The following is an 11,563-nucleotide window of genomic DNA, read 5'->3' as shown; positions in this document are numbered from 1 at the left end:
CGACACCGGAAAAACCATCCAACGCCTGCTCAAGCGGCTTGCCGACCTCGGCTACCACCCTCAGCCGGCTGCTTCATCATGAGCGCTTCTTACCAGCCCCTTTGTTCATTTTGTTAAGGGTTCTAAGGCTCCGGTGGGTAAGGAGTCCTTGGGTGCCCACCACCCCCGGCGGTCGGTTCGAAGTGATGATGCGCTTTTACGGACCCAAGAAGGTGTTTTTCGACAAGACCTGGAAGCTTCCGGACATTGAGGTACTCAAGTGATAAAAAGCCGGGCCGACCTTGCACACATTGCTCGTCGGCACCAATGCCTGCGCTTGGCAGGAGAAGGTGCTCACTGTTCCGGTGTCTCCTTGCGCCGGACTCGAGACGAATGCTGATTTTTGCCGGAATAATGGTGCTCCATACACAACGTGTACCGGTGTTTCGTCGGCCAATGCGTGGTTTGGCGACTCGGCGCGCATGCGCGACCGGGTCGTTTTTCAATTGGCAATGCTTGGAGACGTTCCCGCAGCCGTTGAAGGCATGCAGGAAATTTGGCAGAGGCCGTGTGATGTCTGCTCACATTATCGCGTGCTGGATCGTGTGGATGGTACACACAAATCTGATAGCTGCCGACGCTGGATGCTGGTTACCTCGGTGGCCTGAACTGCATGCTCGATCTGCCCTGCATGGTGTCGGAAACCGGCGCTAGCCTATCCTGCGATCCCTTGTTTTTATATCTTTTCTGATGTCCTTGTGTAAACGCTTTCGGTGAGGTCAGCCGAATAGGTCTGCGCCGTAGGGTCCAGGTGTTTGCGAGCGATGCCACATAGTCTGCGAGATAAATGGATCGAGTCTGCACGCGGTACGGAACGATTCTGTGCGATAGCTCAGTCGTGGCGGACGGCTGACTGTCGCGAGTCTGCGAGGCTGGCCGATTCCGTTCGTCAATTTCATGTCCTGAGTCCGTGAGATGGGAGCTATTCCATCGGACCTTTATTTTTCTGGAGTCGGTGCCGTCGCTCTAGCGAGGTGCGGACGACCACTTGTTAGTCTGCTGGATGCGAAAGATATTCCGTGAGGGCATCACGCACATCCGGTTGGCCTGGATGTGCGATTTCTGATACGACCCGTGTCGGTGTGGCCGCAGTGACTGTCTGCTTCGGTTCGTTGCCTCTCTGCAGAGCATCCATTCCGGATCGTTGCTCATGCACGATAGCCCAAAAATATTTCTTCTATTCCGGCTCGATCTGCCGGATTCCGTACTGTTCCGATGAAGCTGCTTCGCTCAGGAATGGGGTATTGACGGGTCGTTTCCACGTGAGCAGGATGACATGGCGGGAGTGATCTGGAGTGAGTCATGCCGGTTGCGAAGAGCTATACGCGGGCACAGTGGGATGAACTGATCCATTCTCTCGAGTCACTTCCAGTCAAGCCGGAGGCCGAGCAGCGCATTCCGATTACCGATGCAATGAAAGAGATGCGGGCGTTGATCGGTGCCGTCAGAAAGAAGGGTTATACGCTGGAAGACATCGTTGAACATGCGAAGGGAAAGGGCGTCGAGTTCAGCGTAGGTTCAGTCAGGTACGCGTTATATCCCCCTAAAAGGAACCGACCGCCACGGCAGGCAGCCAGCAACGTCAGGCACAGCAATGCCGGGCCATTACGTCGCTCAGTAAAAATCAGTCAGGACGACGCGCCACGCGCAGACAACACCCGCGCGAATCCGAAGCAGGATGGGGAAAGGGCCGGCCACAGGCCGGGAACCATGGTGATGCGGGATGCGTTCTCATTCGAGATTGAGCCCGACACCGAGAACCTATAGAGGATTCAGATGGACACGACGACTTACCCTATCTATCTGGTTGGCGGCAGCAAGGGCGGTGTAGGAAAGAGCTTTGTCGCGCTTGCCCTGGCCGACTATCTGCAACGGCGTGAAATCCACGCCGCGCTCGTCGAAACCGATACGTCCAATCCGGATGTGATGAAAGCGGTCCAGGACAGGATGCGTTGTATTGCCTATAGCCTGGACGATGCAAACGGATGGATTGGCCTGGTCAATTTCTGCGACGAGAATCGCGACGCAGTCATCGTGGTCAATACGGCCGCGCGCAGTCAGACGGGAGTCGCGCAGTTCGGCGCGACGCTGGCTGGAACGTTACGTGAGTTGCAGCGCGAACTGGTTGTGTTGTGGGTGATCAACCGGCAGCGCGACAGTCTCGAACTGCTGAATGCCTTCAGGCGGACATTTCCTGACGCGATCACGCACGTTGTGCGCAATGGATATTTTGGTGCACCGGAGCAGTTCTCGCTCTATCAGGTATCCCAGCTCCGTAAAGCCATCGAAGCGCGGGGCCATTCGCTGGATTTTCCCGATCTGGCGGATCGTGTCGCCGACGAGCTTCGCAGTCAGCGTCTGTCGATCAGTGAAGCGGCGGAAACGATGCATATTGGCGAGCGGGCGGAACTGCTGCGCTGGCGGGCATTATGTGATGCCATGTTCGAGAAGGTGACGGCGAATGCGTAACAGGTGGGCGAAGCCGCCGGATGCGCTCGCCCGTCTGTTTCTCGATGTCACGGGTGAATTGCCTGACGATGCCAGTCTCCTGCGTCTGCGGCGGATTTCTGGTGCGCTGAAGCTGCGGGACAACGATGCGTTATGGTCAGTACTCGCGGCACTCGAATACTACACACGACTTTACGAAGCGATGCCGGACTGTATCCGCAAAGCCGGGGGCGACAGTTTCGGGGCCGTACGCCGGGAGGCCGGGGAGGCGACCGATGCCCTGATGCACCGGCACCGTGACGCGCTGGCGCGCTGCAAGGCGACGATCCAGTTGGCTGAGGACATGATCCGGGAACACGAGGCGAGGTATCAGGCCGCGCTGGCGACACTCAACGAAGCGTCGCTCGTCGCGCTTGCGGACCGGATGGCAAATCGGGTCGCGGGAATTGCCGGGAACCGGCTTGTCGGTACGGCGGCGGTGGCAGCGCGGGAGCAGCGCAGGCGCATGGACGACGCGGTGGGCCTGTTTGAGCAGGCGGTAGCGGAGGCTGCGAAACGTGCGCAGGCGGGCTTTGAAGTGACCGAGCGGCGCCTGACTCGCACGCTGGTCCGCCTGCTGGTGGTGGTGGCCAGTCTGTGCGTGATGCTGATCGCTGCTGCATTCTGGGTAGGCGAACATGCCCGATGAACGGTACTCCCTACCCGCGCGAACGCGGGCAGGGAGCGGGGCGTTATGCCGTGTGCTGTACGGTTTCGACATTCTCCACGCTGGCGGCGGTCGGAAAGGGCCACGCCGGGCGGCTTCTGTTCGCTGTTGCAGGCTCGCTTGCAGCGTCAGTTTCCTGAGCGCTGTTTTCTTTTGTGCTGGCTGCGGGCGGGTTTTCCACTTCGCCTTCGTCGTCCTCGTCCGGGCCACTCACAACACTGTAGGCGCGTATGACCGGCAACTCCCGATCGGTGAGCACTTCCGGGAGCCATGCTGATTTTGCGAGTCGCAGTTCCGCCGAGGCGGCGGCATCGCCCTTTTTCATCCTGCTGAGATCAAGGGCAATCTTTGGGGAAACGGCCTGCATGGCAATTTCCACGATACGTGCCTTGCTGACGTGATCAAAATACGAGGCGCGCGTCGGCGTCCAGTAACGCGTCATGTCGAGTTGCAGCGCATTGCTCAGGGCATTGATGGCGTGCGGGCCTTCCGTGCCGGTCACACCGTCGAGCAGGGTGCCAGTGCAGAAGGCGAGCAGGTCGGGCAGCGTCGTACCGGGGGCCTGGTCGGTCAGCCATGGCAGCAGGTCGGCCAGTCGCGCGGGCAGGGCCGCGAGCCACTGCTGGCGCTGCGTGTCGATGATGCTCCACGCCGTGCTCGCGGACAGGTCGTCAGCGGCCTTGAGCAGTGCATCGTGGTTGCTGGTGGCGTTGAGTTCCAGATAGTCTTCGCTGGCGTGCCCGTATCGCTCGGGGAAAGCCACCGGTACGAGCCGGTACAGCAGCGCGGCGAGGGCAACAGATGGCTGTGCGATCAGTTCCGCATGGAGGGCCGCGGTGCGATGGGCGCTCAGGCGCTGGCAGAGCTTCGCGCTGTGAACCGGTTTGGGCTTCCGGCTTGCCTCGGCGAGCGTGGAAACGGCCTGTCCGACCGTGATATCGCCGTTATCGCGATCTGCATTACTGTCACGTCGATCAGCCCACGCTCGATGATCAGGTTGCCTTGTGGGTCGAGCATGACGAACGCACCGGCTTCGGCCATCTGCTGCGCGTCCCATGCCTGTATCTGCGTTTCGAGCACCTGGATCGCGGCGGTGACAGCGTCCAGTTCGGCCTCGATCTTTTCGCCTTCCCCGTAGGCGTTTTCATCATCTTCCGACAGCGCGTCGTACTGTTCCGCGAGTTCATCCTGCCGGGCGGTCAGCGCATCCATTTGCCGCTGCTCGTCTTCCGTATAGGGACGGTCGAGCGGATCGAGCCGGTGGTAGCGGTTCAGTTCGGGCACGTCGCGTTCGATGCGCGTTTCGGTCCAGTTCCAGCCCTCTGCGCGCACTTCTTCCGCCACGGCTTCGAGCTTTTCGCCGGCGAGCCGTTGCAGCAGTTCGGCGTCAGCAATGAATCCGGCGTTGTCGGTGTCGCTGAAGAGGGCACGCCGGACATACCCGCCCGCTCCCTCGTAGGCCGCGAGTCCGACAAAGCGCACCAGACGGCTGCGGCTCGCGTCGATTTCCGCCTGCGTGATCGCCTGCCGCAGATACTGCGGGGCACGCTGCCAGTCGTTCGGCGCATCGAACCAGACGCGCTCCTGCGTTTCGTGATCGTCGGCCAGGGCGAGCGCGGCCAGCTGGTCGAGGGTGATGCCGTCCTCGCGCAGCAGGGCGAGCAGCTTCGGAGACACGCTGGCTAGCTTCATGCGCCGTCTGACCGTGAGCGGCGAGGCTGAGAACAGTGCCGCAATGTAATCGACGCTACGGCCTTCCTCCGCGAGCAGCCGGTAGGAGCGCAGCACGTCGAACGGATCGAGCCCTTCGCGCTCGCTGTTTTCTATCAGCGAAATGGCGAGGGCTTCGCCTTCACTGACGATCCGCACGGGCACCGGATAATCGGCGGTGATGTGCTTCTGTTCGAACAGCAGGTCAAGCGCAGCCTCGCGACGCTGGCCCGCGCAGACACCATACTTGCGTTGCCTGCCACGTGATCCCTTCATCTCGTGGACGACGAGATTCTGCAGCAATCCCTTCGCACGGATATTGGCAGCGAGTCCCGGAATGCCCGACAGGGGATTCGTGCGCGTATTGAGCGGCGAGCGTCGCCGGCTGGCATACGGCACGGTCGCGATGGGCTGCTCGTTGCCGAAGTGGGTTTCGAGCGGGGAGGCCGCTTCGGCGGTTTCTACCTGAGTGGTTTCGATCTGGGCTTGCATGATTGACTCCCGAAGATTGAGAAAATCCGGGCCGTGGTGTTGCCAGAACCTGTCAGGACCAGACCCGGCGAGGAGTCCTGACGGGTAAGGGCGTGATGGAGCAGCGAGTCATGCCCGCTGCTCCACTGGTACTTACGCCTTCATCTGGCGCATGGCCTCAGCGAGCATCCACAACGCGCGGTTGAGCTTCACGTTCTGGTCGATGCCGGTGATGGGACGCGTGGACATGGCGCGACCGGTGCGCGAGCGACCGTGCAGTCCGCCTTTGGTGAGGTTTTCCTGCACGCGGTTAAAGACCGTCCAGAGGTCGTCGCGGCGATCCTCGAAGCGACGCGGAGCGAGCAACTGGTTTTCGGTGATGGGGGCCGGTGCCTCTGCGTCGGTCGGGTCATAGCGCAGGGCGAGCGCGGAGCGGGCGAACGCCTGCTGTTCGTCGCGATCGAGCGTCACGTCGCGCATGGCGTCCTTCTGTTCGCGGATCAGGTCGAAGCCGTCGAGCACATCGAATGCGCCGTTGATGACGTTCTGCACGATGTTGCCCTTGTGTGGCACTCGGATATCGGCAACGTTCTCGCCCGCGACCATGCCGTTCTGGCAGACGAAGCGCAGCACGCCCGCGAGCATCTGGTAACTGCTGGTGCCGTCGTGCGAGTTCAGGAGGACGATTTCGTTGGCTTCGTCGCCGTTGATCTGGTCGGCGTGGCGCAGGCGAAGCATGTGCTTCGTGTATTCGCGTCTGCTCTGATCGCGCACGCGGGTCTGACAGATCATGAACGGCTGGAAACCTTCGTTGCGCAGGCCGTGCAGCACGTCGATGGTGGGAATGTAGGTATAGCGTTCCGAGCGGCTTGCGTGCTTGCCGTCCGCGAAGATGGACGGGGCGACGCGCAGAATCTGGTCGTCCGACAGGGGCGCGTCGGCCCGAAGCATCGGGGAACCGTAACGGAAAGAGGAAGTGAGTTGCATGATTATCTCCACAGCTAGAGGGTTGAAGTACGGGCTGTGGGATGGCCCTGGCGCTTACGCGGGAAACCTTCCCGGTGGAACTCGGGGTTGGCTTCTGCTTTTGCCTGACGCCCTGTTTCCTGCCCGTGCGACCCAGGGAGCCGGGGGCGGGGCGGTGTCAAGGAAAGAGGCGAGGGATGGTGCGGGCAACACGGTCCCTCGCCCCTTGATGCCGGCCCGCCCCCGGCTACGGTCGCGGGACAGGGCAGGAAACCGGGTGGCGGGCAGAGGTCAGGGCACGGGTTCGACGGGAGGAACTGCGAAGCTTTGGTTATTCATAGTTTCTGGGGCAACGCTGTGAATAGCTTTTGTACCGGAAGCCCCCGGCTGATTTGGGCAAGCCGACGGCGGCGGATTGGCGTTAACCCATAGAGACAAGGGAGCCATAGACGCTTAATCTTTGGATACAGAGTTCAGAGCACAGAAATCAGTATCCTGAATGATCAAGACTAAAAATCGGTCCCTATCAATCGTTGGAGGCAAGACATGAGTGTCAAATCGGACAAGCTGGACGAGCAAAAGAGCACGGGGGGGGCGGCGCCAGTCGCGAGGAAGCTGATTCCCTATGGCGGGTACTACACGAACAAGGTGCCGGATCACGACCCCGAACTCACCGAAACAGGTCCTGGCACGCCGACGGGCGAATTCATGCGCCGCTTCTGGCACCCGGTCTGCATGTCGATGGAACTGACCGATACTCCCCGGTTCCTGAAAATTCTCAACGAGGAACTCGTTGCCTTCCGGGACAAGAGCGGCCGGGTCGGCGTGCTGCACGCGCACTGCGTGCACCGGGGCGCCTCGCTCGAATACGGGGCGATCCAGGAGCACGGCATCATGTGCTGCTATCACGGCATGGTGTTCGATGTCGACGGAACGTGCCTCCACGTCCCGTTTCCCAAGGGCGAAGAAAAGGAAGCCGAAAAGTTCGCCTGCTCGATTCGTCAGGGCGCATACAAGGCGGTCGAGCGTAACGGTCTTGTCTTCGCCTATATGGGGCCGCCGGAAGACGAGCCGCCGTTCCCCGAGTGGGAAAGCGACTTTACTGTGATGGAAGGCGACGAACTCGTCCCGTACAGCAACTTCCAGCACTGCAACTGGCTGCAGGTCCAGGACAATGCGGCGGACAACTATCATCCGACCGCGCTGCATGCCGGCAAGAACGTCGTCGATGGCAACTTCCAGGGCACGACGTTCGACGAGGTCGGCGCCGCATCGATGGAGGTCGCGCCCGACATGAACTTCGTCCCGGTGCAAGGCGGCCGCAGTCTCGCCTGTGCGGGCGCACGCCGTGTCGATAAGGACAAGCTCTTCGTGCGTGTGCAGCACCAGGTGCTGCCGAACCTCAGTCTGCACGCTTACACCTCGGAAGACGGTTCGAAGAAGAAGCTCTTCAGCCGTTTCCACATCATCCGCTGGACCGTGCCGGTCGATGACGAAAACAGCAAGATGATTGGCTGGCGCGTCATGGGCCCCGGCATCGACACACGCGGCATCGGCAACAAGGAGATGGTCGGCTACGAAACCATCGACTTCCTGGAAGGCCAGGTTGCGATGCGCCGTCCGGAGCGCTTCGGCAAGTACAAGCTCGAAGATATGCCGCCGATTCCGCCGAACCATCGCGAACGCGCCAACTATAAGGAAGCGCAGTACGCGCCGGGCGACTACGAAGCCATCATCAGCCAACGCCCCATCGCCGTGCATGCGCTGGAGCATCCGACGCGCTTCGACGCTGGTCTCTACCAGTTCCGCAAGATGCTAAGAGATGCGGTGCGCGGGACGAATCCGGCCTCGTCGGCCCAGGGTTTCGCCGACTGGCTCCGCGAACTCGCGGGCATGCCCAACAGTTATTGCTCGGGCAACGTCTTCGAAATCGCGGAAGGCGAAACCGTCGAAGACGAAGTGGTCCGCCGCCGCAAGGTACTGAAGTCGGTTGTCGAGATCCTGACCCAGAGCGATTCCATGAAGGGGCAGGAGCGCGCCGAATTCGTGCGGGGCAAGTTCGACGAACTCGAGCAATCGCTCAAACGCTAAGTCACCGTGGCGCGGGCACGTCGGTGTCCGCGTCCGCCCGGCAGAGCTTCGGCGAATGCCCGTCGTTCGCCTCGCAAGGATAGGAAATGGAAACCGTACTGGAAGCAGAAGAGGCCGTCCAGGATATCGGCACGGGAACCCTCGACGTCAGGATCACGCAGATTCGCTACGAAGGCAAAGGCATCAACTCGTACGAGTTGACGAGCCCGTCCGGCAAGCAACTGCCGCCATTCGACGCCGGCGCGCACATCGATATCCACCTGAAGAACGGCGTCATCCGGCAGTATTCCCTGTGCAATTCTTCAACGGAACGCCACCGTTATGTCATTGCCGTGCTCAAGGACGAGAACGGCCGAGGCGGGTCACGCGCCGTGCACGAAGGGCTCTGCGCGGGTGACGTCGTCACCATCAGCGCACCCCGGAATCACTTCGCGCTCACGCGTGACGCCACAAGGGTCATTCTCATTGCCGGCGGTATCGGCGTGACGCCCCTGAAAGCCATGGCGCACGAACTCGAAGGCCGTGGCGTCGACTTCGAAATGCATTACTGCGCGCGCAGTCCCGAAGCCGCGGCGTTCGGCCAGGAATTCGACGACATGCACCAGGCAGGAAAGCTGCACTATCACTTCGACAACGGCGTGCAGAGCAATCAGTTCGACCTCGGAAAGCTTCTCGCGCAACCGGCCTCGGGAACGCATGTGTACTACTGCGGACCCAGCGGATTCATGGCCGCTTGCGCGGATGCGGCGAGTCATTGGCCGAAGGGCTCCGTGCACTTCGAGCACTTCAAGGCGCCGGAGCAGCCGAAGCGCGCGCCGGGCGATACCGAACACGCCAGCGGATGCGAAGTGACGATCGCGAGTACCGGCCAGGTCATTCTGCTCAAGCCGGAACACACGCTCGCCGACGCCCTCAACGAAGCAGGCGTCGCAATTGCGACGTCATGCTGCGCGGGGCTGTGCGCCACCTGCAAGGTCAGGTATCTCGAAGGCGAGGTCGAGCATAACGACTTCATCCTCAGCGACGAGGAGCGCCGGGAGTACCTGACGACCTGCGTATCGAGGCCCGCCGGCAAAACGCTGGTTCTCGACCTCTGAGCCGTTCTTTTCGAATTAAGCCTGCACCGTGTCGCGGCCGGTTTATCGGCACGCCTCACGCTTCAGCACCATTGCTGCAAACAACCGGAATGAGTATGAAAGTCTTCTACGATAAAGATGCCGACCTCTCCCTTCTCAAGAGCCGCAGTGTCGCCGTCATCGGCTACGGCTCGCAGGGGCACGCTCACGCGCTGAACCTGAAGGACAGCGGCATCGATGTCAGCGTCGGGCTGCGCAAAGGCCCGTCATGGGAAAAAGCCGAGAAAGCGGGCTTGAAGGTGCGGAATATCGCCGACGCCGTCAAGGAAGCCGACATCATCATGATGCTCCTCCCCGACGAGCAGATCGCCGACGTGTACCGTAACGAAGTCGAGCCGAACGCGCGTAACGGCGCGGTCCTCGGCTTCGCCCACGGGTTCAACATCCACTATGGCCAGGTCGCTCCGCGCGCGGATCTCGATGTGATGATGGTCGCGCCGAAGGCGCCGGGCCATACGGTACGCAGCACCTATGTCGCCGGCGGCGGCGTGCCGCATCTCATCGCGGTCGCGCAAAACCCGTCCGGAAGCGCGCGCGATATCGCACTCGCCTATGCCGCCGCAAACGGTGGCGGCCGCGCGGGCGTCATTGAAACGAGTTTCCTCGAAGAAACCGAGACCGACCTCTTTGGCGAACAGGCCGTCCTGTGCGGAGGTCTGGTCGATCTCATCAAGGCCGGTTTCGAGACGCTGGTAGAAGCCGGTTACGCGCCGGAAATGGCGTACTTCGAGTGCCTTCATGAAGTCAAGCTCATCGTGGATCTCATCTACGAAGGCGGCATTGCGAACATGAACTACGGCATTTCGAACAACGCGGAGTATGGCGAATACGTGACCGGCCCGCGAATCGTGACGGACGCGACCCGGCAAGCCATGAAGGAGGTTCTCCGCGACATCCAGACCGGCGAGTACGCGAAGAGCTTCATCCTCGAGAACCGGGCCGGCGCACCGACGCTTCAATCGCGCCGCCGTCTCGTCGCCGCGCATCCCATTGAAACCGTGGGCGCGCAGTTGCGGGCCATGATGCCGTGGATTAGCAGGCACGCATTGGTAGACCGCTCCAGGAACTAAGGACGGACGAGTTGCGCGACGTTGGATGTTATCGATGGTTCGCGCGGCCCTTCCCGTCGCAGTGGGGATGCAAGCATATGACATCGAAGTTGATTCAGATTCCATCTCGAACTGACTACGTCGAAGAAGTCTATAAGGTACTCGTGGACGCCATCTGTGAAGGCTCGCTGGAACCCGGTACCCGTCTGACTCAGGATGAAATCGCGGAGCAGCTTTCGGTCTCTCGTTCTCCCGTGCTTCAGGCGCTGCGGTTATTGAAGAAGGATGGGCTGGTTCAGGACGCGCCAGGCCGAGGCGTCCTGGTTGCCCCGCTGGACTTGCAGTGGCTCAGCAATCTCTACGAAATACGCGGAACACTGGATGCCCTGGCGGCAAAGCTCGCCGCCAACAGGCGCGCCAGGTTGGCCCCCGCACTCATTACTCGAGGGCGTCAGGCGTCTCTGAATACAGATATCAGAGCGATGATTGACGCCGACATGGAGTTTCACTTTGCTGTCTACGCGGCGTCTGGCAATCCATTAATCGCTGAAACGGCGCGCATTCATTGGGTCCATCTGCGAAGGGTCATGGGCGCAATGCTTCAGGCGTCTGGTCAGCGAGCGTCGATCTGGGATGAACACGAGGCGATTGCCGAAGCCATTGAGGCTGGGAAATCCGCGGCGGCAGTTGAATATTCCGAGTTCCATACTCAACGTGCCCACGAGCATCTCGTTGCCGAACTTACCGCCGTTCTGGGAACGGATAGCGAGGAAGGGGCGCCAGGCGAGTGGGTCAAAGCTCTGCCCGTTTGAGTCGGGTTTAGAGCGTGTTAGGCACTTTTGTTAAGGGCTGCAAAGTGGACAAGCATAAGCACGGCGAATATGACGAAGTGCAGGCTGGCTAGGGTTTCGGGCAATCGCTCGTAGTCTCTGGCCAGTCGCCGGAAA

11 protein-coding genes and 1 pseudogene are annotated in these 11,563 nt (G+C 61.0%); 8 read left to right on the top strand and 4 right to left on the bottom strand.

Annotated elements, in window-relative coordinates:
• From G3N58_RS32330 to G3N58_RS32315, 4 genes are all read left to right on the top strand, one after another.
• Positions 1-263, top strand: a 263-nt coding sequence (locus tag G3N58_RS32330; RefSeq protein WP_206001225.1) for a hypothetical protein, incomplete at its 5' end; no start/stop codon positions are given.
• Between the two features lie 1,078 nt (positions 264-1,341).
• The gene (locus G3N58_RS32325; protein WP_205989618.1) at positions 1,342-1,806 is read left to right on the top strand and encodes a hypothetical protein; all 465 of its coding nucleotides are present in this window, start codon (positions 1,342-1,344) and stop codon (positions 1,804-1,806) included.
• 9 nt (positions 1,807-1,815) lie between these two features.
• Complete coding sequence (locus G3N58_RS32320; protein WP_205989617.1) at positions 1,816-2,508, top strand: P-loop NTPase; 693 nt, start codon at positions 1,816-1,818, stop codon at positions 2,506-2,508.
• Positions 2,501-3,175, top strand: a complete 675-nt coding sequence (locus G3N58_RS32315) for a hypothetical protein (protein ID WP_206001224.1) — start codon at positions 2,501-2,503, stop codon at positions 3,173-3,175. Before G3N58_RS32320 ends, G3N58_RS32315 begins: the two co-directional genes overlap by 8 nt.
• A 43-nt stretch (positions 3,176-3,218) precedes the next feature.
• On the opposite strand, the gene G3N58_RS34385 is transcribed toward G3N58_RS32315, so the two are convergent.
• From G3N58_RS34385 to G3N58_RS32305, 3 genes are all read right to left on the bottom strand, one after another.
• Positions 3,219-3,956: a hypothetical protein gene (locus G3N58_RS34385; RefSeq protein ID WP_241017322.1), complete on the bottom strand. Its 738-nt coding sequence runs from the start codon at positions 3,954-3,956 to the stop codon at positions 3,219-3,221.
• Positions 3,957-4,042: 86 nt separating this feature from the next.
• Positions 4,043-5,395 carry a ParB/Srx family N-terminal domain-containing protein gene (locus tag G3N58_RS34380; RefSeq protein ID WP_241017321.1) on the bottom strand — a complete coding sequence of 451 codons (1,353 nt, stop codon included), beginning with the start codon at positions 5,393-5,395 and terminating at the stop codon, positions 4,043-4,045.
• Positions 5,396-5,527: 132 nt separating this feature from the next.
• Positions 5,528-6,361 (bottom strand): DUF932 domain-containing protein, encoded by an 834-nt coding sequence (locus G3N58_RS32305; RefSeq protein WP_206001223.1) that lies wholly within the window; start codon positions 6,359-6,361, stop codon positions 5,528-5,530.
• Between the two features lie 525 nt (positions 6,362-6,886).
• Between G3N58_RS32305 and G3N58_RS32300 the strand changes: the two genes are divergently transcribed.
• The 4 genes from G3N58_RS32300 to G3N58_RS32285 all read left to right on the top strand — a co-directional run bounded on the left by G3N58_RS32300 (position 6,887) and on the right by G3N58_RS32285 (position 11,428).
• Positions 6,887-8,431, top strand: coding sequence for a Rieske 2Fe-2S domain-containing protein (locus G3N58_RS32300; protein WP_205990101.1), 1,545 nt, complete (start codon positions 6,887-6,889; stop codon positions 8,429-8,431).
• A gap of 86 nt (positions 8,432-8,517) precedes the next feature.
• Complete coding sequence (locus G3N58_RS32295; protein WP_206001222.1) at positions 8,518-9,528, top strand: PDR/VanB family oxidoreductase; 1,011 nt, start codon at positions 8,518-8,520, stop codon at positions 9,526-9,528.
• 95 nt (positions 9,529-9,623) lie between these two features.
• Positions 9,624-10,637, top strand: coding sequence for a ketol-acid reductoisomerase (ilvC, locus tag G3N58_RS32290; RefSeq protein ID WP_205990103.1), 1,014 nt, complete (start codon positions 9,624-9,626; stop codon positions 10,635-10,637).
• Between the two features lie 77 nt (positions 10,638-10,714).
• The gene (locus G3N58_RS32285) at positions 10,715-11,428 is read left to right on the top strand and encodes a GntR family transcriptional regulator (RefSeq protein ID WP_205990104.1); all 714 of its coding nucleotides are present in this window, start codon (positions 10,715-10,717) and stop codon (positions 11,426-11,428) included.
• Between the two features lie 17 nt (positions 11,429-11,445).
• On the opposite strand, the pseudogene G3N58_RS34375 reads toward G3N58_RS32285, so the two are convergent.
• Positions 11,446-11,563 (bottom strand): annotated as a pseudogene (locus tag G3N58_RS34375) (IS5/IS1182 family transposase); the annotation flags it as partial.

This window comes from Paraburkholderia sp. Ac-20342 (assembly GCF_017104985.1).
Classification (GTDB): domain Bacteria; phylum Pseudomonadota; class Gammaproteobacteria; order Burkholderiales; family Burkholderiaceae; genus Paraburkholderia.
The sequence above is the reverse complement of the archived record's forward strand: the minus strand, read 5'-3'. Positions and strand labels throughout refer to the sequence as shown.